We start from the raw sequence: 19,474 nt of genomic DNA, 5'->3' as shown, positions 1-19,474 counted from the left end.
TTGCGCCACCTGCATGCAAAGATCGCGCACGTCGTCCGGCGTCAGCTCGTAGCTGTCGGTGACGTACTCCGCGGCCTGCTGCGAGGTCAGACCGGCCGCGATTTTGCGCTGAGCCAAGGCGGCCTTCGTGAAGAGGCCCGCCTCCTGCCCGGTTCGGACCGCACACATCAGCTTATCGATGTTGTGATCGGACTTCGGATTGATCCTGGTCGAGAATTCGTCCGAGCGTCAGAAGCGCCGCTACCAGCATCGCGTGGTGCGTGGTCTTCCAAAACATCGGGTTCGTGTTCATGTTGGCCAGGACGTCCTTGTCCGACGCCGCCAACGACCGCACCGACAGGTAGGCGAAAAAAATACTGCTGGGCGACCTCTTCCTCGGTACGGAAGACCTCCAGCTCTTCTTCGAAATAAGCTCGACATCGATACTGCCTTACTCAACGGTTTTTCCGACGCTGCCTGCGATTTAATTTCAGCTTTTTGATCCGCCGGCAAGCTCCTGCAGCGTCTCAGGTTTTACATCACATTCCCAAACCTCGAACACCGTCCAGCCAGCGGCTTCCAATTGCGCCCTCACCCGTTCATCACGTGCGCGGTTGCCGCCATTGCCGATCGCGAACGCGACCGCGTCATCGATAAGGCGCGGCCAGCTGTGATCGCGGAATAGCTCGACCTGCGCATCGTGCTCCTCAGTCTTCCGCTCTCGCACAGGACCGCTGGCCAGCAGGGCACGCAGTCCTGCCGACGGCTTCCAACGCTTCGGGATACTGCGGAGGCGGAGGGTCATTCAATCCTCAGATGGGGCACGCGCCGTGTCGCCGGCGAAGCGCGTCAAGATCGGGGTCGAAATGGTCCGGGCATCGAGCTCGGTGAACGCGCTCTCGTGATGGGCAGTCGCGGTGAAGCACGGCGAAGCCGGATTCCTCGTCGGCTTATCGAACAGCGACATCTGAGCGAAGGGATCGTCGAGGTGCCGCAGCTTGGGCGGCTCCTCGTAGGTCACATCCGCCGTCCGGATCCAGCTCGTTCCGCACACGCGCCGGCGCGCCACCAAGACGGGTTCGCCGACAGCAAGAACCTGGTGAACCACGATCTCAGCGTACGGGAAGTTCTTCTTGAAGGCGTCGTGCGCGGCGCTCTTTGCCGCAATGAGCGTGCCTTCGACTTCGATGACACGGTGATCCGGCTTGGTAGGATGATTGTTGCGGGTGGTAGCCGTGAATTTCATGTTGCCTCTCTGAATCGAGCCTGAATTTGGCTCCTGACGTCTTAAGCGCGGTAACCGAATTGGCGCCGGGCGTAAGGCTCTGCAGCCGCCGGATGTCCGCGTCAGGCCAATCTCCTCCGCATCACTGCGGGCGCCTGCGGCTCGATGGAAGCGCTTCCGTCGGTAGCGGCCGCTGCTCGTCGAAGTTCACGCAATCGCGTGCCCAGGTCCACACGATCGCGGCAAGCCGCGCGCGGTCGGCCTCTCGCCCGCGCAGATCGTCATCCCATCTCTTTTGCCGGCGCTCGAGCAGATCGAAGTAAGCCTGCTGGTCGGTGACCGTCGCCGCCGGTTTCACCGGCCTCGGCCCGAACCAGCGGTCGAAGATTGCCAACATCTCGTCCTCCTCACATTCCAAACGCCGGTCTCGGCCGTGGCTCGACATTAATCACGAGCGCAGGATTGAAATCCGGATTCTCGCGCGGCGCGTTCGGCGCCGCCATCTTCGGATACCCTCGCGGATTGGCGATGATGCGCGTGTTAGCGAGTTCGTAGTCCTGGCTCTTATGAACGTGGCCGTGGATCCAGATGGATGCGGGCACGAACAATTCTCCCAGCCCCGCGCCGGAGAACAGACGATCAAGCGTGGATGAGGCGTAGCAGAAGTCTAGCTCCCGGAATGCGGTTGGCCGATCGGGATTCCAGCCCAGCAGGCTGTCCGGCGTTGCCGGATGGTGCGTGACCACAATTGTCTCGCCATCGAACGGCTCACACAACTTTCGCTCGAGAAAACCGACCGTCTTGCGATGTGAGTCGATCGTGCGTCCGACGTTGATGCGATCGCGCCCCCGACCGCGCCCCGTCTTGATCGACCTGTAGTCATTCATCCCCTTCTCCGCCATGCGCTGGGCAGACCGGAAGTCAAAATACGCGGGCCGGCACGAGAAGTCGGTCCAAAGCGTTCCACCAAGGATCCGCACACTATCTACGACGGTCTCGGCGTCATCCAGGTAGTCGATATGCAACATCTCCGCGACGATCGGAGCTCGCTCCTTTTGCTCCTCCCAAGTCGTTTTGGTTCCTGCAGTCGGCCTCTTGCGGTCGAAGAACGAGTAATAGTCGTGATTTCCGGGCACATAGATAATCCGGTTGCGCGGGTAGTGCCTGCGCATCCACGGCAGCGCGAGCGTCGCTGGAGCCATCATATCGCCGGCACAAATGACGACGACGTCAGCGTCGAGCGCCGGCGGCGTCCAATCGTTGTACTCGATGTCGGCGTGGCCGTCGGAAACGATGTGCAAACGCATTACGCCACCGCGCTCTGGCCGCTCGCCACGACGGCGAGGTCCGGCTTGCCGGCGACCTCGCCGCCCATGCCGACGATGTCAGCATCGAGAGCGGCGCGGCCACGCAACCGGAAGGTCACCGCCCGCAAGCGCCGGACCTCATTCTCCGTGTCGACAGCGATCTGCCCCCAGCGCTCTTCCTGCAGCGCCAGCATCAGCTCGAGCGGCTGGAACACCGGCAACTCCAGCGCAGCAGCCAGTGCTTCAATGCTGCCGCCGCGAGCCGGCCCGGACCAAAAGGCCATCGTGTCCTGCACCCGGTTCGGGTCGAACGGCCGGCTTCCGACGGGCCACCAAGCGGGCAGCTTCACTGAATTGATGATGCAGCGCTGCCAGATGAACCTCACGAGCGAGCCATCCTGCACAACCAGTGCTGGTGTCGCCTTTTCATCCGGATACAGCTTGACGAGATCATCGGCGAGCGCAGCCAGTACGTCTCGCTCACAGAACGTAGCGCCATTCTGACCGAGAACGCTGGCCGTCGCGCAGTCGCCTGCCGACCACGCGATCGCCGCGAGCTGACCGATCCACGGATCGCTCGCCGACTTCACGTACGCTTCGATCCGCCGCTGATCCTGCTTGCGATTAAGATCGCGCATCTCCTCAACGGCCTCGTGATGGCGGGCCTTCTTGGCAGCCTCGATCTTTTCCTCGTCCTTCAGGTTGCTCGCGACTTCACGCACCTTGAGCTCGACCTGACGCGGATAGCGCGCCCTCTGCGCGCGCATGACCCCGTCCTTTGCCGCGGCCAACGGCGGCGTCTGTTTAGCGGCCAAGAAGAGCAACATTCCGACCATCCTCCATCCAAATCCTTGCGCCCACCCCGCGCGTTTACGTTCTGTTAATATTCCTTAATGTACACCTCTAATTACCCATCCCGAAGGAGGCATAGTGAGCGACTTCTCGACCAATCCTTACGCCTACCCCAACACCGTGGGCGCGATCGCGACCCTCGGTGCGACCGCCGCATTTGCGGCAACACACGATGCGGTCAATCGCGCCATCATGATCGCCAGATTGAACAGCACGCGCCAGCAAGTCGCAAATCGCATTCGCCGCGATCGAGCCGAGCGCCGTCAACTCGCGCTCGACCTCGCTGTCGCAATGTGCGATGCCGCTCTCGCGCGATACCACCTTAAGAAGCTCGCTGAGCAACAGCCGCAAATCCGCCGACGCTGAAGCACGGGTCCCAAGAATTCGTCTCCGGACGGCTGCCCCGCCCGGAGACTTCCGGAACCCCCTCAATCGTCATATCGAAGTGCAGGTGCCCGTAAACCGCTTGTTTTCCTGCCTGAACGATACGATCAAGCTCCTCGATCGAGAGCGAAGCGAGCCAGGCGCGGACGCCCGGCTTCGCATCCGGTAGGTCCAGTTCTGCCCCGGAAAGCACGGTTTCCGCGGCCCAGGCCATCACCAAATTTGCCTCCGTCTCCCTCGCCGCCGCGGTCTCTTCCGCGTGTTCGAACGGATCGAAGGGCAGCAAATCGCATTTGACTGCCACTTCGTGGTCAGCGAGGTCCGGCAACGGCTCATAGGCCGCCGGAAAAAGCTGCATGATGACCGCGTGCACGGGCACCAAAGCGATCTCCACCGTTTTATTTGCGACCCAAATTGCGGCACGGCAGACTGCCGCCATGATGGTTTTCAGCATTCATCGAATCCTTGCGCTTGACATCAGTTACCACAGCGGCAACATTATTACGTACCAATAATACTCTGATGATCAGCATATCGCAAACACTGAAGGTCCCTGACTCTCTGGCAGGCCGGCTCGAGCTGGTTGGCCGCGCATTGCACCGCGCGTGCTGGCAGCGCCCGCTCGCTGCGGCCCTTGCGTGAGCCACGTCGCGCTTTCAAGATGGGTCCGTGGCGGCGCGACCCATATCGATGTCGATGCGCAGCTGGTCAAATTGCTGCGAGCCCGGGCGCGCGAGATTGATGCCGCCCTGCTCGCGTTGCTCGATTTTTACTCGAAGCGTTGAGAGGCAAAATGGCACGTTCAGATGCATGGTCGCAGTTTGGGCTAGATAAGGCGAAGGCGATGCACGCGCTCTGCGCCTCGCCCGGCGCGATTGGCGCCGCGATCGGTCGCAGCAGGGGCGCAGTAGAGACGATGCTCTATCGTAAACTCCGTCTTGCCCGCGCAGATGCCCAGCGCGCGCCTGCCACGCGGACGATGACATGGGACCCCAACGCGGTCCGCCGTCTTGGTGAGCTGGTGAACGCAGGCAAGCCGCTGGATGAGATCGCGGCCGCTTTCAACGCCACGCCCAGCGGTATCTCCACAGCGATCTCCAGATTCAGGGTCAAGCCGGGCGCGACCCTGAGGTCGTGCATGTGCTGCGAGAAGCCCTTCTTTTCGGCCGGACTTTACAACCGCCTCTGCGCGAGTTGTAGCACCGGCGAACTCGCGTGCGTTGCGTGGTCAGTCAGGTAACGGAGAGCACAATGGCGTCAGTTCAAGCCGCGCTCGATCTCTGGCAGTGCTGCGAGAGGCACCGGATCTCGTTTCGCGAGATCGAGGATCTGTTCAGCAAGCACTTCCCTGCCGGAAAACTCGTCTCCGCCGATGACGTGATCATCGCTAAGATGATCGGTCACATCGAACAGGTCGAGAAGGTGCGAGGCGAGCTGCTCGCAGTTAAACCAACTGCGTTGGCGCCGCGCTTGCCGATGCGACAACCGGGACAGGCCGAAGAAGTGACGATCGCGGTCGCGTCCGATCGTGACGATGACGACGATTACGTCGAGCTCGAAACCGACGCGGACCGCTATCCGCGGCCAAAGGGCGACGAAGCCGACGCCTTTGACATCCACGACAATACCATTGGCTATGACCGTCCCGATGAGCACGTGGAGGAGGACAACTTCCCCGAACCGGACGATGTCGCGCCCGTCGAGCCTGAGCCTGTGGCCGTACGGGCTACCGCTTCGGTAACCTTGCCGGCCGAGTCGCGCGTCCGTACGATCCGTCGCGTCGTCGACGCGGCTTCCGCGCCGACGACCGCCCGCAACTTCGGCAGGAGCGCCCGCGAAGCCGGATAAGACGCCAGCGCCTTTGCGGCAGTTGCCGTCCGAGCCGGCCACAAAGATCTCGCCCAGCGCTGGCAAAGGATTGAAGCCTCGCACCGGCATGGGCTTCGTTCCGACGCTCCTCGGGGAGTACGACCTCAGCCCGGAAGCGATCAAGAACGCCACCTGGGACAAGCCCGTTCCGATGCGCGTTCCGGAGACCATGAGCCTGCCCAGACGAGAAGCGGCTGGGCCATCGCCGAGCGCGGCTCGTCCGGCGAGCCCGCCTGCAGCTTCGGCGGAGGCCCCTCCGGCGGAACCTCATCTCAAGCCGATCCGCCGGCCGGCTTGGCTAGGGGTCATCGCGGAAGAAGATCCGCCAGACCATTGGTGAAGCCGGCCAGACGGGACTGCGCCGATCCGACGTCCGTCGTGGCTGCCGCCACCGCCCAAAGAAGATTGATTCACATCAACCGAAAGATGGAATTCGATGAAGCCGACGCCATTCGACCAGATCGGTCAGCCCCTGCGCGAGGTCCTGACCTTGCCGCTGTCCGAAGCCCTTCGCGCGGGCCTTGCGCTCCGCGACGCCGGGTCCGATGTCCCCAAGGTATCCGCGGATATCCACGGCTACGTTGAACTGGCTTCTCGCTCTCGCAGCTGTGCGAAGTCATCGAAGACGGTGCTTACGTTCGCCCTCCCGAACCGATTTATGAAGGTGCCGGCATCGATGCTCGGCTGTCGCTGGTGCCCCGCGAGCTGCTGACCGCCATGGCCGGCGGGGCTGTCCTGCGCGAGCGGGCGTTCAGGTGGTCGGAGTGCTCGCTTCAGCGGCCCGGATCGGCGCCCGCCCGGATCGGCGAGCGGGGTGTCAACGCCTTGCGCAAGGTCGCTTTCATCGCGCGGGATGGCGTTTTGCCGCCTGGCCGCCTTCCTTGCTGGCATGAGTTCGACTGGACCATCACTGGCCCTGGCCTCGCTTGGCTGGAAGCCAACGGATCCGCCAGATTGTCGCGGTCCGCCTAAACGGTCCGTACAGGTGCGCCGTACATGTGCGCATCTAAAATTTGCGCTCCCCATTACTGTCTATAATTAGGAACACCTTCCCGGCGTTTAGGAACACCTACTCGGAGATCGGTCGTAAGGATTTTGAGACGACCGCACCCGGTTTCTGCGATTTTGGTACGGCCGCCACGTTTTTGGTACGGCTCGACAATTCGCGATCGCACTGTATTTCACTAGCACGATCGGAGATCAGATGGTCCAGCCCTTCGGTCTCGGCGACTGATGCGCGGCTGGCGGCGCGACTTTCGGCGCCAGCATCATCTTGAACAGCTGTGTGGGGTTGACGAAAGTTGTCCACCCCGCATGCTTTTATGACCATTGTGCTCAGTTTCGAATGTCCATTCGAAATGGAGCGCTGCAGAAAAGTGAAAGCCCACCGAATCGGTGGGCTTTTCGCCGCACTAGCAGAAATGAAGATCGCTGATGGACGAGGCCGCTCAATGAGATGCGGTGCATCTAGGCGGCTGTTTGGACGGTCATCCGCTACTTACTGCCCCTTTCACGATGGCATTTTGCCAGCATCATACAGGCAAAACACAGTGCGATCAAATTTTCGGATATCTTTTCAATAGCTTGCGGGGAGCTCGTCTGCGATTGGATGCAGCTATTTACCAGCATCATGCAGGCAAACGGTCGTTCGCGGGCCTATCGAGACGATAACACAAGTCAATCCCGACCGATCCACAGGATGCTCGCCGCGCTCCTTGGCTCGCCCGGAAAAGTAGTCGTCGAACGTACCGATCAAGTCACGACTTTCCGAAAATCTCGTCAGATAGATGCTCCGGGGCAGCGACAAGGGGTGGATCCGCTTGACCGGACGAAAACGTTTAAGACCTTTTGCTCAGTTCCGAGTACGGCGGAACGGAAGCGCTCAGTTCGGCAAAGTCACCACTTCCGCCAGCAGTCGCCGCGGTACTCAGCTCGTTATTCGGTCGCCCTGCACGGATCTTACATTTTTGGTCCGGGCGCCGGCTCGTCTTCGTCGGGAGAAAGATCGGGGACCGACGCTCTGACAGGCACGAATCCGATCTGGAATCCGAAGGCCCGTCCAATCTTAAGGAGCGTCTCTGCCGTCGGGTTCGCCGCGCCTCGTTCGATGTCCGCGATTTGGCGGGTCGTCAGCTTGAAGAGCTTCGCAAATTCCGGCTGCGAAAGGCCGAGCGCATGTCGCATCTCGGCCACCGCATGCGGCAGCCTCAGAGTCCCCGCGCGCGCCTTGGCGGCGATCTCCGCACGGCGCGCCTTTATCTCTTCCTTGGTCGGTTTGCGCCATCTGGACATGGTCGATCACCCATAGGTTGGAACGTTTCGCAGCTTGGCGACTCCGTCTGCCATCTTTTCGTGCTTGACGATGACGTGCTCAACGACGGTCTCCGGGACATCGTGCCTGCGCGCGAGTTCAGGCAGCGCGCGCAGTAGATCTTCCTTCGCCGCGAGCGCCTCCATCAACGTTTCGGCGGGCACATCTGGTCGTGCGACGGCCTCGCAGACCACTCGCCAATCTGGATTTGTGTCTTGGTTGGAGAGGCGCATACACTCCCAGATCGTCGCTCGAGGAATTGACGAAGCGTCGATCCTCATCGGGGCGAAGTCGAACAACGGCGCCAGGCGCACGCTACCGTCCGGAAACTTTCGCAGAGCGGTGTTGCGTCCGTGGTTGTCGGGGTTACCCATCGCAAGATTGAGGATGTCTCGCAGTAAATACTCGATCGTGTCCTGCAGTGGATCGGCTGATACGCGCTGGATCATCGCGAGGTAGGTTTCGTGCCGGCCTCTAGGAGCGAACTCCGCCACGCCGATAGCGGAGATGAGACTCTCCTGTCCGAAGCGAACCAGCCCCTGCCCGGTGACCAACCGGTCGAAGCGAGGTATGATCAGTACGCCATCACCGTAAGTGCCGACGCCTTCCACGTTCAACCCGAAATCCTTCGCCACCTTCGAATAGCCTGCCTCGGCTTCCAGGATGCGCTGGTCGGTCGCCTCCCCGCTGCGCAGCAGCTTGGCGATAACGTGAACGCGGGCCTCCCCGTCTTCGACCATCGAATTCGGATACCACAATCCATCTGTCGACTGCGTCAGTGCGACCTTCGGCCAGTCGCCCTGAAGTCCATTGGAGCCCGACGCAAGCATCGAAAAGTGGTCGGCCACTTCCAGGAAGGTCGGATCGCGTCGCAGCACGTCGTCCATCGTGACGCCGACTCGTTTCAGGTTCTTGACCTGATCCGTCTCCATTGTGTGAGCTTCCTTGATACGGAGATTGCCGACGGGCGAACCGGCGGACCTTAGGAGCAGGTCCACCTCAGTAGGCGTCTTCCCCAGAAACGATTTCAAGAACTCCGTGATCCGCTTCGCTTGGCGTCCCTGCGGGACGAGGTCTAGAAGAAAGGCTGGCCAGGTGTTTGCGTAGCGATCCTCGAGATCGATCGGCGCGGCCACGGAGTAAGCGCGCAGGTCGCGCACCGGCCTCTCTTCGGACAGCGGGACAGCGCCGATGTCGGCGAAATAGCCAATGTCATAAGCGACCTTGGACGGGCCCTTGTAGCCAAGGTGGGGCTTGTCCAACGTCACGACGGCCGCGTCGCGCCATTCGGCATCGGCAAATATGGGATGGTCAGGTCCATTACTATCATCCCATTATAAGGGATCATATAGCCCGCGGCCGGTTAAAATCCACCCACTATAATGGCGTTAAAAATAAAAACTCGCGTGATATCATTCCATTATAATGGAACTATATATTCGATCACCCCGCGCCGAGTCCTGGCCGGATAGACGCTAAGAGCTGGACCAAAGACTCCAATGGAACCAGAATTCTGGCCAAATGACTCCGATGGAACCAGAATAGACTCTGAAGGGACCATAATCCGTAGACTGAAACTATTAGTTTTTTCTCGCTCCCACCGGGGTTTCATGCGAGCCGTGGTGGAATCCTTCACTCGAAAATCAATGCAATGTTTGGCTAGATCGACCCACAAGTGCTGCGTATTGCAGCGGAATGTGAGTCTTTTGCAGATGAAAGCGAGTCTCCCTGCATTCGTCCCTTCCATGCGATGAGCTGGACGGAGCCCTTCGATCAGTCGTGGCGCTACGCATGGTGAATCTTGAGGCCGCTTCAGACGGATTGAACGACATCATCCCGGGTCATCCTGATTCAGTTCGCCTGCTGATCTAAATTCATCTCGATCCAGCAACGCCGGCCGGCCGCAGCCTCGGTGGCAAGGCGCGCGAAGTGGGCGTCGGGCGCGGTCGCTGACACGACCTCATGCGGAGTTCCGCGCCAGGGCGATGACAGGACGTGGACATGAGCCAACGCCGGTCCCGATCTTAGTGTCTCCTGGCCGCCGGTCCGACGCGCCAGCCATCTCCGCCAGAAAGGGCCCTCCGCCACCCCTGACTGGGTGGTACCCGCCGTTTGACCATGTACTTGGCGACGCTCGACTGCCCCGACATCATTTCATTGTTCAAGGCCTCTAGTTCGTCCCTGCCCGCGTTGCCAGAGTGCCATCGCGTTGTAAGTCGTCGGCCTGGTTCACCGTGTTGTGCCCCCTCCCCACGGCCCCCAAGCAAAGTCGGCGGGGTTCTCGATCGACATAGCGTGTTGCGCGAAGATGGTTGCCGACCAGGAGCGCCGAAGGCTACCGTCGTGTTGGTCTCGCCAATTTCGGAGGTGTAGGCCAGACTTGCACGTTGCACGACGGCCTGAGCCTCGGCGACGGTCTGTTGGCGGCGTCGAGATTGCGTTGCGCGGTATCGAGCACGGCCTGCGCGATATCCTTGGCCTGGAACAGTTGATTCTGCCGGTCGTAGTTCGCCTGGGCCAGCGCGAGCTGGGCGTTTGCCTTTTCGAGGCCAGCCGAAGCCTGGTCGAGCGACGCCTTGAGTTGCTTGACGCCCTGTTCAGCTTCCGCCAAAGCCGCCTTCTTCTGATCGACGACGAACTGGTAGGCCACCCGATTGGGGTGCGCGAGATACAACAAGGACCAAATACCGCACGTAACGACGCAGAGATCACGCCCCGATTCTCCGTGACCATGTCGTGAGAGGCTGACGTTTGGCTGATGCGTCCATTCCACCGGCTTATCGGACGCGATAACGATGAGACTGGGCCGGTTCGTGGCATGTCACGCGGGCCTACCGGGACGATTACGTTAAAACGTAACCGGACGACCAGTTTACGATATAGCGTAACCGCTACGGACCGGCCGCCCCGTCGGCATCGGCGAGCACTCGGCGCCTCAGGCGCCGGCAAACGGTCAGCACCTCGCTGACGGCGTATCCCTGGCGGTGCAGGTCGACGAGCGCAGCGCCGATAATGCCGCGCTCTTCCGCGGAAAGTTCCGACAGCCGGGCCGAGACGACCGCGCGCAACAGCGATATGGCTATGGTGGCCGCTTCCGGCCGGCGCGCCCGGTCATTCGTCGCACGCCACCTAGCCGTCCGGCGACGGCTCTTTGCTCGGACCATAGCCTCCGGCTGTCTGATGCCTCTCCCGCGACCCAGCACACCGGACCTGAACCAGACCTCGCCGGTTTCCTGGTCGATCGACTGGACGCTCTCTTCGATGATCTTCTTCATAGGCGGTCCGCTATCATGACGGGCAGCAAGACAGAAGCCGACGATGTTTGTGGTCGATCCATTGCGGAGTCATCGAGCTTCGACGATCAGAAATAGTCCAACATTTTGAACAAACGTCTCCGGCACCGATAATCAAACATTTGGACAATTGGCAACCACAGGCACGTCTGGAAAATTGTCAAAGACTTGGACTATTAACGGGGCGCGCGAAATAGGGCAGCTCTTGAAGAGACCACGCTGTCGGAGCTACCGGATTGTCAAAGAGTTGGACAATCATGGTCGAGCGCTTCCGCATAGCCGTGACCGTCGCCTGGGCTATCCCAACCTCCGCGACGCTGCATCTGATATTCGTCACCGGCCACAACCTCACTGGAGCAACCAGAGAACTGTAGCATCGTTGCGACCGGCTCCTCCTGGTTGCCCGTCCCTGCCCCACAATGGTCAACCGAATCATCCGCCGGACAATCGGCGTATAGGCTTACGAGCGGGATGCTGGTGGTTTGGTCCCAGCTGAGCTGTCCACCGGGCTTGTAGCCGCACACCGGGTCTGGACGGTGGCCACGGAGCTTCGCCTGGCGAGCCGTCCAGCTGTGTACTGCTTCGACGTAGCTGATCTGATCCGGATACGATCCCCGTGTGGGTGGTTGGGAAGGTTTGTTCGAATAAGGGCCGACTACGAGATTACCCCCTTCCCTATAGCTAAACTGCCACCCGACGGACGACAACGTGATGGGAGCTTTGCCCTTGATCTCCTCCTGGGAGATGGGCAGCCGCACGACGTAGTCCGAAAGCCTCAGGTCACGCTCGACCTTTGGTGCGGTCATCACCTCGCCGCCATCCTCGAGGTTCTGGACGAGGTTCTCGTGGATGGGGTGCACTTCGCCCAACTCGGCTTGGGCGACGCTGAGCAGGTGGCGATAGTTCGCGACCGTCCTGCGGTTCCGTCCGGCCAGCTCGGCGATGGAGACGTCGGTGACATCGAGACCATGGGTCAATGCATGCTTGTACGCTTCCAGGATCGCTTCTCTGGTGTTCTGCACGCGCTTGGTGCGTCCATACTCGCCGCCTATCTTGTGCTTCTGCTGGCGGCTTGCGTAGCGTGGGATGATTTCCGCGCAGGCGCCCCGGTCGACGCCGCGGCTCAAATTGTTCGGATCGAATTCGATGACAACCGTGGTGGCGCGAGTCCGGACCGCCTTCTCGCGGCTGGCACGCTCCCGCTCATTGCGCGGTCCGAGCTCGCTGGGCAGGATCTCGAGCGTCGCCTTGACCAGGTAGTCGCGGAATGCTTCCCAGTCGTAGTCCGATCGGCGCGGGTCGAATTCCTTCGCATGGAACGCCTGAATTGCCAGCTTGAACACGACTTCGAACGCCCAGCACCAGAAGCGCTGGCTATTCTCGTGTTTCTGGCCGGCCGCCTCCATCGCCTCAATCGACATCTGGCGCATCATGCTGGCCCGACTGGCCTTAACCTTGAGCCTCGAGTTGATCTCTCCACAGCTCATGAAAACGTCACGGTTCGGGGTGCGGTAGTCGTTGTGCGGACCGATCGGGTTCCGGAAATCGGCTGGATTGGCGATGCCGCCCGGATCCGCCCCGAGCCGCTTGAGCGCATATGTAAGGCCGGCTACCGCGGTGTCGTAGACTACGCGGTGCACGCCCTTGCCCCATACGCCACGGTTGGCGGGCAACAAGAAGATCAGATGCGCTCCGAGCAGTCGTCCCGGGAAGCGATCGTCCGGCGTCCAAACAATAAAGTGCGGCAGGAGAGGCAGGTCGCCAAACGCGACCATGTCCAGCAGTTCCTGCAGCAGATCCTCGTAGCTGTCGAACTCCTTGTCCAGCTCGATCCGCATCAGGGTGAGCAGATCGGTCGTCGACAGGTAGGTGCCGTCGAGAGCCGCCATCTTGGATGAGTAGCGGCGACGGCAATCCTTGTGCGGGCCTGCGAGCAGCTGCTTCTTCTTGACCAGACGGCCGCGCTCGTCCGTCTTACGCTTGCCGCCATTGGCGCGCCTCGGCACGGCTGTGATGATCCGCCAGAGCATGTCGTCGCCATCGGAACGAAAGCCGAGTTCGGTACGCGCCTTTTGGAATCGCTTGTTATTGATCAGGCCTGCCGTATCGCTGTTGAGCTCGGCATTGATAACGTCAGACCCCCTCCAAACGTACCCACGCATTCTAGTCCGGCTGTTGCTGTCTTGCGTGAAATTGGGGTCCAGCGGCGACCAGGGATCGTACCAAGTCTGCTTTTTGCCTCGCTTCTTCTGTTCTTGGGGGGACAATCGTACCGGGTACAGGTTCTCCTGGCGCGCGTGGAACTCGTAGTCGTTGATCAGCTTTCGCTGGCGCGGGGTCGCCGCAGCGGAACCATCCCTGGAGACGACCTCGAAAGCTTCCTCGAGCTCGGCGGCGAGCGCGAAGTCGTGTAATGCACGCACCTCCCCCGGTGAGCACTCCGCGACCGCGGACGCCCATTCTTCCGCGTCACAGCCATAGGTGTGCTTCTTCCGCGCTCGCCGGCTGCGCTGGCGATTTTTGGCGCGCAGCTCCGCGAACCGATTGTACTCCTCGAGGGAGTCCTCGCTTCGAGCGCGCTTGGATCGCGCATTTCCAGAAGTGTTTGCCGGCGACGCCATTCGAGTCCTTGTCGGCGCGCGGGGTTTTTCGCGCGGACTCGAATTACGCAGGCCTACGTCGGCAAGCCGGAAGCGGAAATTCCGTTAGCCGCCCAATATTGGCGGCCTGGTACGGATTTTCTCCGGAGGCTCGTCTCCGGACGGAGGCCTTGTTTTAGCGGACTCTCCGGTGCCACGGCTCCGGTGCAACGAAGCTGTGGACAACGCCGATATCAATCCTTCGGCTTCGCCCTCTTTCGGGATCTCGTCGGCGCGTACCGACGTTTGGCGGCATCGAGGTCCTCTTGGCTGTAAATTCCGAGCGCTTGCCAGTCCAAATCCTCATTGAACTCCTCGTGTTGCCCCCGTTCACGCCACTCCCTCTCGACTTTCTGGCCAATCTCTAACGGAGACGACGGATGCGGAAGCTGATCGAGGCGCCTCGCCATGCTTCGCGTCCACTTGGCGCTTGGTACCCAGCGGCCAATTGCGTCCAGCTGTGCTTGCTCGTGTGAGTTCACGTAGTCAATCAGAATGCGCTCAATGAACTGGCTTTTCGTTAGCCCGTACTCGCGCGATCTTTGATCGAGAACACTCATCAAATGTGGGTGCACCCGCTGCGCAAGGCGCAAGGTTCGGACATCGGCGGGGTCCGCGAACGGCCTGCCCAACTTCTTTCGGATTTCCGCTTCCGTAGCGGCCACGGCTGCCCTGCGAAGGTCGTGGAGCGCACCCTTTTGCTTCTTCTTAACCACGGCTGCACCTTCTCGTTTCTTTAGCCATATTAATGGTGTACGTTAATAACATGTCTAATGATCCCAAACTGAAGGATTGGCTGCGCCTCATTGAGGAAGACCGAACCGAATGTACACCGCCAAATGGCAAGGATTCGGTTAAGGAGTCAACGCCGCCGGCGCTGCTCCCGACCGAGGTTCTGGTGCAGAAGGGATGGCCTCAGGCTGCGGCATTCGTCTGGAGCCGCCTGCAAGCGATCGACGGCCTACAGCGTGATGACCTGGCAGCCGACTATTGGAGCGGTGAAAAGAAGCGTTGCGAGGCCGCCTGCAAGACCCTCGCCGATCGGCTGTTCAAGCTTAGAGAAGGTGAGGCCGCGCTGTGCGCTCAAATGCTTGCCGTCGACACCTCTGTTCCACTTACCTTCGATTCTGTGCTGCCGCAGTTGGCCTACGGCTCCGAGCACCTCTGGGATATCTGGCACTCAGAGGTAGAGAACGCAGCAATCAAGCAGAGGCTGTCGACTTGGTGGTCCGCAGCGGATGGCAGCTACGAGGGCGACGACCGAAGCATCTTTCTGATCGCATATCACAGTTGGGGCGAGGAAGAGGTGGAGCTTAAACGCGCTCGCCTCGCCGAAGTCGAGCCGCAGGAACGACACCTTGCTGCCGAGGCGCGTGCGGCGGCAGGGCTCAGCTTGGTTGTCATGCCAAGGGCAAAAAGCACTAAGCTCCGCGACACACATCGGGAGTATGAGGAACTTGTCGATGCGCACCTCCCTCTGACCGTTGCGCGCAACCTCCAGAATGTGCGGAAGGCGCTATTGAACGAATATCCGCACGCCGCGTCTGCGATCGACTTAGTGCTGCGCGACCTCCGCGAGGCCCAACCAGTGCGCTGGAAACCAATTCTGCTCACCGGTCCAGCAGGCACAGGCAAATCACGTCTCGTTCGTCGACTTGGCGAGCTCTTGTGCCTGTCGGTGTATCGGATCGATGGGTCGAGCTCGGCCGATTCAATCGGTTTCGGGGGCACGCCGAAGGGCTGGTCGAACACTCTGCCGTCCGCGCCATTCCGCGCGATCTCGCAAGCGCGTATCGCCAATCCGATCGCGATGGTGGACGAGATCGACAAATGCAACACCTCCCAACACAACGGCCGGCTGGTGCATGCGATCTTGCCGTTCCTCGAGAGGGAGACCGCCTGTCGCTACCGCGACGCCTCACTGGATTCGGAACTCGACTTGTCGTGGGTCAACCACATCGCAACGGCGAATGCGGTCGAGGATCTGCCAGCACCGCTCAGGGACCGGTACCGCATCGTCAAGGTTCCCTCTCCTCGCCTGGTCGACCTGCCGGTGTTGGCCGGCAACGTGATGCGCGAGATGGCTTCCGAGTCCGGGGAGGAAGCCTTCGCTCAGGCACTGGCTGCCGATGAGCTCGACGTCATCGCGCGCGCGTGGACCAAGGTGGGGTTCAGCATACGGAAGCTGCAGGCCATCGTGTCCGCAACGCTTGAGACCCGCAATCAAATGGCAGTGAGGCATTGATGTGGAGCGACGAAGCGAGAGCGCTGAAGCTAAAGCACGACGTCGAACTTTATCTGCGCGGTAGGATGCCGGAAGCGACTGACCTGAAACAAGCCCCCTTGATCGACGAGTGGCTTGTTCACATCGACGACCGATCGGCCGGGATCGTTGGTCTCGTTGAGGAAAAACGGCATCGGACCACCAGGCTAATCTGGTTGGATCGCAACTACAAATGGGCCCGCACCGAAGACGCACTCTACTGCCTTGCCACGCCAACAAACAAGTTTCCCGAGGATACGCGAGACCTTTTGGATGATCTCTAATCCTGTTCCACCCGAAGTCCTGGAGCGATTGCTCGGGGGCTTCAGTCTGGCGCGCAACCTCGCGAAACGAGATCGATATGCGCCTGCCGCAGTTCGAGTTCGCCCACTGGACCTTCCTGCCGAACCCAACCGGCCGAACCATGCGACTGTCCGGCCGCTTGGTGGGATCCGACCTCGAAGTTTGGACGACACTGCAGGTGCGATGGATCGATCCGGATCTGCGTTGGGCGCTCTGTTCCGATGCGTTTTATTGGCTGTGAGCCCGCTTTGCTGCTCAAGAAACAGGGCTTGCCGGCAGCCGCTTGTCGCAATCTGCCAACATCTGTTCGGTCAGCAGTCCTAAAACATGAGTCACATCAACTACATAGGCTTCGAATGTTGGCAGCTCGCGACAGGATGTTCATCGCTCGAAAACGGACGTCTATTACTCGCACTACTGCTCACGGGCTGAGCAGTAGACGCTGCTTCAGTCGTCGAAAGTCGAGCTCCAAACTTTTTTATCGAGGTCGACCATTCGCCTTGCAGGTCGAGGTGCGCATCCTTGCGACTGCCAGTGCCGAGGCGAACAGGGATAGCGATCGGCCAGGGTTCGCGCCTTTCGCTCTGTGGGTTACTGGTCCCTGGTATTTTTGGATGACGCAAGTTCATGCGACGATCGGATTTCTACATCGAACGCGCCCGCGAGCTCTGCCTCGCTGCCCGCATTGATCCAGACTCGCGCGTCGGCGAGGGACGCGGCAAACCCGCTTGGTGCTTGTACAGGGACGCCGCGCGCAAGAAGCATCTCGCCCGCGTGGCCAATTCCGCCGCAAGCGAAATCGCAAGCCTGCGTCCGCAGGACGCCTTCTTTCGAAATGCGCCGATGAAGTTTTTCGGCCCGCACGAGGAGGCGACCGTGGCGCAGATGCGCAACTGCAGCCCACGCGCGAACTTACAGTTCATTCGGCATCGTGACCAAAGCATGCAGATCTCGGCGAGCCAAGAACGCTGGCGACAATCCGGGAGGTACAGATGCCTAACAGGGTTCCCGGCCGCCATCCCCGTTTTCAACAGTCGGGCACCGGAAGTCTTCGGACGAGCCAGATGGTCCGCAGTTGCCGTTATCCAAGGCAGCATTCAATGTTGGCGCACCAAGCAGAGCTTACTGGCGCAACCGCCAGAAGTCATCGAAAGGCCGAGTGTTTGTTAACACGTGGCGTAGGTAGCCCCAGCATGGTGAAATGAAGATGAAGATCAGAGTCGGAAATGATGAGACGAAAGCGGAGCTCACTCGCGCGCTGGAAGCGGTGAACGGAAAAGCAGTCAGCTTTACCGTCACCAGCGAGATGGTCATTGCGGAGCTGGTTCTTCGGGCCGAGAAGTACCCGGATAAACACGAAATTCCCAGCCGTGATCGCCCGGGTGCGAAGCTGATCTTCCGGCCGGCAGGCCCGGCGGTGAACGCCTATCGCTTCAAAGCGATTTCGACTGAGATCGAGCTCACTCGTGGTGGCTCAGGCTGGTACTTGACTGGTGCCAGGCGCGCTCCAGTATATCCGCGAGCCGGCGAGCGCTTCCGGATTTCGATCACCGATAGGGCCTTGTATAACGCCATCAGGCGTATACTGGTCGCATTCGGCACTTATACTTTGTCGCCTGCCACCCTGGCGGAGGCCGCCAAGCAGCGCACCCTCAAGAATGATGTCTGAGCTTCAATCAACGGAACAGCCACAGCGTGCGGCTGCGAAAGACGCGCGTACGCGGGATGGTCGAGCGACGCTCGCGACTACCGCTCGACCGGCTTCGACGGATCTTGGTTGCTCTATCTCAACACCAACAGGTGCTCAAGCTGTTGCCGGAAGACCGCTTCCGGCAGCTGCTACAGTCTCGGCGCCGGATCAAGCTTCTCAGTCCGTTTTCGGTGTCAAGGGGAGACCAGACGCGAGGCGTCTTTCTCGTACCATACGGCCATGGTTGCGACCTGCACCGTCGCAATTGCACCCTTTCCGATAATATTTGGACAACTTCATCGAGCATGCCAGACATTGATAAGCGTCGCTCAATCCGCTTAAGCGGCCAGGGCCGGTGCGAGTTCTCTCGGAAGTCCAAACCAGGCCCATGGGCAAAAGACAGGACCGAGCAGACGCACCGCAATTGCGTCCACCTAGGACCATGCGGAGTGGAAAAGCTACTTCCCCGTCCACGCTGGCTTGCGCTTCTCGCCGAACGCCTTCAGCCCTTCCTTGGCATCCTCGGTCATCGCGAGCAGCGCGATCTGGCTTTCGGTGTAGGCGATGCTCTCGTCGAACGACATCGAGGCGATGGCGCGCATGGCATATTTGCCGCGACGAATTGCGGTCGGGGACTTGTCGACGATGCGGCCGATCAGCCAGTCGACCTTGGCATCGAGCTCGGCGGTGGGCACCACATAGTTGAGCAGGCCCGCAGCCTGCGCCGCTTTCGCGTCGAACGGCTCGCCGGTGAGCGCCCATTCGTTGACGAGGCGCGGCGGCGCGATGCCCCCCAAAAGGCTCAGCACCTGCATCGGGAACACGCCGACCTTGACCTCCGGCAGGCCGAAGATGACGTGATCGGCCGCGATCGCCATGTCGGTCATGCACAACAGGCCCATGCCGCCGGCCAGGCAGACGCCACCGACCCGCGCAATCGCCGGCTTCGTCGCGTTCTGCGACAACCGCAGCAGATCCGCATAGTCGACATTCGGCTTGGAATGATCCATCGCAAACGCGGCGCCGGAATTCTGCAAGTCGGCGCCGGCGCAGAACGCCTTATCGCCTGCGCCCGTCAGCACGATGACGCGGACGTCCTTGTCGTCATGCGCATCGCGATAGCCTTTGGTGATGCCGGCAATGACCTCGCCATTGAGCGCATTGCGCTTCTCCGGCCGGTTGATGGTGATCCAGAACGCCTGCCCACGCTTTTCGGTGATGACGCTTGTGGTGTCGGTCATGACGTCGCTTCCTTGCTCCCGTTTGCTGCCATTTGCGGCAGCCCGGGCGGCAGGTGCAAGGGCAATTTGCGGCGAGGCCTCGCTTTAGCGTCTCGACACAAATTGGCAGGCAATCAAA

General features: G+C 60.7%; 23 protein-coding genes. 9 read left to right on the top strand and 14 right to left on the bottom strand.

Annotated features, from left to right (window positions below):
- Positions 1 to 469: 469 nt before the first annotated feature.
- The 7 genes from JQ627_RS31220 to JQ627_RS31190 form a co-directional block, all read right to left on the bottom strand.
- On the bottom strand, positions 470 to 784 hold the full coding sequence (locus JQ627_RS31220) for a hypothetical protein (protein WP_212488195.1): 315 nt from the start codon (positions 782 to 784) through the stop codon (positions 470 to 472).
- The gene (locus tag JQ627_RS31215) at positions 785 to 1,225 is read right to left on the bottom strand and encodes a hypothetical protein (protein WP_212488194.1); all 441 of its coding nucleotides are present in this window, start codon (positions 1,223 to 1,225) and stop codon (positions 785 to 787) included.
- 121 nt (positions 1,226 to 1,346) lie between these two features.
- On the bottom strand, positions 1,347 to 1,601 hold the full coding sequence (locus JQ627_RS31210) for a hypothetical protein (protein WP_212488193.1): 255 nt from the start codon (positions 1,599 to 1,601) through the stop codon (positions 1,347 to 1,349).
- 10 nt (positions 1,602 to 1,611) lie between these two features.
- Positions 1,612 to 2,511, bottom strand: coding sequence for a metallophosphoesterase (locus JQ627_RS31205; protein WP_212488192.1), 900 nt, complete (start codon positions 2,509 to 2,511; stop codon positions 1,612 to 1,614).
- Positions 2,511 to 3,338 carry a hypothetical protein gene (locus JQ627_RS31200; protein ID WP_212488191.1) on the bottom strand — a complete coding sequence of 276 codons (828 nt, stop codon included), beginning with the start codon at positions 3,336 to 3,338 and terminating at the stop codon, positions 2,511 to 2,513. Before JQ627_RS31200 ends, JQ627_RS31205 begins: the two co-directional genes overlap by 1 nt.
- Before the next feature lie 76 nt (positions 3,339 to 3,414).
- Positions 3,415 to 3,705, bottom strand: coding sequence for a hypothetical protein (locus JQ627_RS31195; protein ID WP_212488190.1), 291 nt, complete (start codon positions 3,703 to 3,705; stop codon positions 3,415 to 3,417).
- The gene (locus tag JQ627_RS31190) at positions 3,686 to 4,201 is read right to left on the bottom strand and encodes a hypothetical protein (RefSeq protein ID WP_212488189.1); all 516 of its coding nucleotides are present in this window, start codon (positions 4,199 to 4,201) and stop codon (positions 3,686 to 3,688) included. The genes JQ627_RS31195 and JQ627_RS31190 overlap by 20 nt, the downstream gene beginning before the upstream one ends.
- A 184-nt stretch (positions 4,202 to 4,385) precedes the next feature.
- Here JQ627_RS31190 and JQ627_RS31185 point away from each other — a divergent pair, with 184 nt between their 5' ends.
- From JQ627_RS31185 to JQ627_RS31170, 4 genes are all read left to right on the top strand, one after another.
- Positions 4,386 to 4,532, top strand: coding sequence for a hypothetical protein (locus JQ627_RS31185; RefSeq protein ID WP_212488188.1), 147 nt, complete (start codon positions 4,386 to 4,388; stop codon positions 4,530 to 4,532).
- Positions 4,533 to 4,540: 8 nt separating this feature from the next.
- Positions 4,541 to 4,987 (top strand): hypothetical protein, encoded by a 447-nt coding sequence (locus JQ627_RS31180; protein WP_212488187.1) that lies wholly within the window; start codon positions 4,541 to 4,543, stop codon positions 4,985 to 4,987.
- 11 nt (positions 4,988 to 4,998) lie between these two features.
- A complete protein-coding gene (locus JQ627_RS31175; RefSeq protein ID WP_212488186.1) occupies positions 4,999 to 5,595 on the top strand; it encodes a hypothetical protein in 597 nt (198 codons plus the stop codon).
- Positions 5,596 to 6,052: 457 nt separating this feature from the next.
- Positions 6,053 to 6,328, top strand: a complete 276-nt coding sequence (locus tag JQ627_RS31170) for a hypothetical protein (protein ID WP_212488185.1) — start codon at positions 6,053 to 6,055, stop codon at positions 6,326 to 6,328.
- Positions 6,329 to 7,575: 1,247 nt separating this feature from the next.
- Here the strand turns inward: JQ627_RS31170 and JQ627_RS31165 are convergent.
- The 6 genes from JQ627_RS31165 to JQ627_RS31140 all read right to left on the bottom strand — a co-directional run bounded on the left by JQ627_RS31165 (position 7,576) and on the right by JQ627_RS31140 (position 14,575).
- On the bottom strand, positions 7,576 to 7,908 hold the full coding sequence (locus tag JQ627_RS31165; protein ID WP_212488184.1) for a helix-turn-helix domain-containing protein: 333 nt from the start codon (positions 7,906 to 7,908) through the stop codon (positions 7,576 to 7,578).
- Positions 7,909 to 7,914: 6 nt separating this feature from the next.
- Entirely contained in the window at positions 7,915 to 9,195 is a 1,281-nt protein-coding gene (locus JQ627_RS31160; RefSeq protein WP_212488183.1) for a HipA domain-containing protein, read from the bottom strand.
- Between the two features lie 1,067 nt (positions 9,196 to 10,262).
- The gene (locus JQ627_RS31155) at positions 10,263 to 10,604 is read right to left on the bottom strand and encodes a hypothetical protein (protein WP_212488182.1); all 342 of its coding nucleotides are present in this window, start codon (positions 10,602 to 10,604) and stop codon (positions 10,263 to 10,265) included.
- Positions 10,605 to 10,818: 214 nt separating this feature from the next.
- Positions 10,819 to 11,202 (bottom strand): hypothetical protein, encoded by a 384-nt coding sequence (locus tag JQ627_RS31150; RefSeq protein ID WP_212488181.1) that lies wholly within the window; start codon positions 11,200 to 11,202, stop codon positions 10,819 to 10,821.
- Positions 11,203 to 11,459: 257 nt separating this feature from the next.
- Positions 11,460 to 13,841, bottom strand: coding sequence for a hypothetical protein (locus JQ627_RS31145; RefSeq protein ID WP_212488180.1), 2,382 nt, complete (start codon positions 13,839 to 13,841; stop codon positions 11,460 to 11,462).
- Positions 13,842 to 14,053: 212 nt separating this feature from the next.
- Complete coding sequence (locus JQ627_RS31140) at positions 14,054 to 14,575, bottom strand: hypothetical protein (RefSeq protein WP_212488179.1); 522 nt, start codon at positions 14,573 to 14,575, stop codon at positions 14,054 to 14,056.
- Positions 14,576 to 14,625: 50 nt separating this feature from the next.
- Between JQ627_RS31140 and JQ627_RS39230 the strand changes: the two genes are divergently transcribed.
- The 5 genes from JQ627_RS39230 to JQ627_RS31115 all read left to right on the top strand — a co-directional run bounded on the left by JQ627_RS39230 (position 14,626) and on the right by JQ627_RS31115 (position 18,094).
- Positions 14,626 to 16,104 carry an AAA family ATPase gene (locus JQ627_RS39230; RefSeq protein ID WP_249143523.1) on the top strand — a complete coding sequence of 493 codons (1,479 nt, stop codon included), beginning with the start codon at positions 14,626 to 14,628 and terminating at the stop codon, positions 16,102 to 16,104.
- Positions 16,104 to 16,406, top strand: a complete 303-nt coding sequence (locus tag JQ627_RS31130) for a hypothetical protein (RefSeq protein ID WP_212488178.1) — start codon at positions 16,104 to 16,106, stop codon at positions 16,404 to 16,406. The genes JQ627_RS39230 and JQ627_RS31130 overlap by 1 nt, the downstream gene beginning before the upstream one ends.
- Before the next feature lie 77 nt (positions 16,407 to 16,483).
- Positions 16,484 to 16,666, top strand: a complete 183-nt coding sequence (locus tag JQ627_RS31125; protein ID WP_212488177.1) for a hypothetical protein — start codon at positions 16,484 to 16,486, stop codon at positions 16,664 to 16,666.
- Positions 16,667 to 17,052: 386 nt separating this feature from the next.
- Complete coding sequence (locus JQ627_RS39225) at positions 17,053 to 17,595, top strand: hypothetical protein (RefSeq protein ID WP_249143522.1); 543 nt, start codon at positions 17,053 to 17,055, stop codon at positions 17,593 to 17,595.
- Positions 17,596 to 17,626: 31 nt separating this feature from the next.
- Positions 17,627 to 18,094, top strand: a complete 468-nt coding sequence (locus JQ627_RS31115) for a hypothetical protein (protein WP_212488176.1) — start codon at positions 17,627 to 17,629, stop codon at positions 18,092 to 18,094.
- A gap of 479 nt (positions 18,095 to 18,573) precedes the next feature.
- Here the strand turns inward: JQ627_RS31115 and JQ627_RS31110 are convergent, their stop codons facing one another.
- Positions 18,574 to 19,356: an enoyl-CoA hydratase/isomerase family protein gene (locus tag JQ627_RS31110; RefSeq protein ID WP_212488175.1), complete on the bottom strand. Its 783-nt coding sequence runs from the start codon at positions 19,354 to 19,356 to the stop codon at positions 18,574 to 18,576.
- Between the last annotated feature and the right edge of the window lie 118 nt (positions 19,357 to 19,474).

This window comes from Bradyrhizobium liaoningense (genome assembly GCF_018130785.1).
GTDB lineage: Bacteria > Pseudomonadota > Alphaproteobacteria > Rhizobiales > Xanthobacteraceae > Bradyrhizobium > Bradyrhizobium liaoningense_A.
Note: the sequence above shows the minus strand (reverse complement) of the source record. Positions and strands in the feature narration are given on the sequence as shown.

What these genes read in the sequence shown, in the direction of transcription:
- JQ627_RS31215 (WP_212488194.1), bottom strand. Translation starts at nt 1,225, where the DNA reads ATGAAATTCACGGCTACCACCCGCAACAATCATCCTACCAAGCCGGAT.
- JQ627_RS31205 (WP_212488192.1), bottom strand. Translation starts at nt 2,511, where the DNA reads ATGCGTTTGCACATCGTTTCCGACGGCCACGCCGACATCGAGTACAAC.
- JQ627_RS31190 (WP_212488189.1), bottom strand. Translation starts at nt 4,201, where the DNA reads ATGCTGAAAACCATCATGGCGGCAGTCTGCCGTGCCGCAATTTGGGTC.
- JQ627_RS31220 (WP_212488195.1), bottom strand. Translation starts at nt 784, where the DNA reads ATGACCCTCCGCCTCCGCAGTATCCCGAAGCGTTGGAAGCCGTCGGCA.
- JQ627_RS31165 (WP_212488184.1), bottom strand. Translation starts at nt 7,908, where the DNA reads ATGTCCAGATGGCGCAAACCGACCAAGGAAGAGATAAAGGCGCGCCGT.
- JQ627_RS31130 (WP_212488178.1), top strand. Translation starts at nt 16,104, where the DNA reads ATGTGGAGCGACGAAGCGAGAGCGCTGAAGCTAAAGCACGACGTCGAA.
- JQ627_RS31200 (WP_212488191.1), bottom strand. Translation starts at nt 3,338, where the DNA reads ATGTTGCTCTTCTTGGCCGCTAAACAGACGCCGCCGTTGGCCGCGGCA.
- JQ627_RS31150 (WP_212488181.1), bottom strand. Translation starts at nt 11,202, where the DNA reads ATGAAGAAGATCATCGAAGAGAGCGTCCAGTCGATCGACCAGGAAACC.
- JQ627_RS39225 (WP_249143522.1), top strand. Translation starts at nt 17,053, where the DNA reads ATGCGACGATCGGATTTCTACATCGAACGCGCCCGCGAGCTCTGCCTC.
- JQ627_RS31180 (WP_212488187.1), top strand. Translation starts at nt 4,541, where the DNA reads ATGGCACGTTCAGATGCATGGTCGCAGTTTGGGCTAGATAAGGCGAAG.
- JQ627_RS31175 (WP_212488186.1), top strand. Translation starts at nt 4,999, where the DNA reads ATGGCGTCAGTTCAAGCCGCGCTCGATCTCTGGCAGTGCTGCGAGAGG.
- JQ627_RS31145 (WP_212488180.1), bottom strand. Translation starts at nt 13,841, where the DNA reads ATGGCGTCGCCGGCAAACACTTCTGGAAATGCGCGATCCAAGCGCGCT.
- JQ627_RS31210 (WP_212488193.1), bottom strand. Translation starts at nt 1,601, where the DNA reads ATGTTGGCAATCTTCGACCGCTGGTTCGGGCCGAGGCCGGTGAAACCG.
- JQ627_RS31110 (WP_212488175.1), bottom strand. Translation starts at nt 19,356, where the DNA reads ATGACCGACACCACAAGCGTCATCACCGAAAAGCGTGGGCAGGCGTTC.
- JQ627_RS39230 (WP_249143523.1), top strand. Translation starts at nt 14,626, where the DNA reads ATGTCTAATGATCCCAAACTGAAGGATTGGCTGCGCCTCATTGAGGAA.
- JQ627_RS31115 (WP_212488176.1), top strand. Translation starts at nt 17,627, where the DNA reads ATGAAGATGAAGATCAGAGTCGGAAATGATGAGACGAAAGCGGAGCTC.
- JQ627_RS31125 (WP_212488177.1), top strand. Translation starts at nt 16,484, where the DNA reads ATGCGCCTGCCGCAGTTCGAGTTCGCCCACTGGACCTTCCTGCCGAAC.
- JQ627_RS31170 (WP_212488185.1), top strand. Translation starts at nt 6,053, where the DNA reads ATGAAGCCGACGCCATTCGACCAGATCGGTCAGCCCCTGCGCGAGGTC.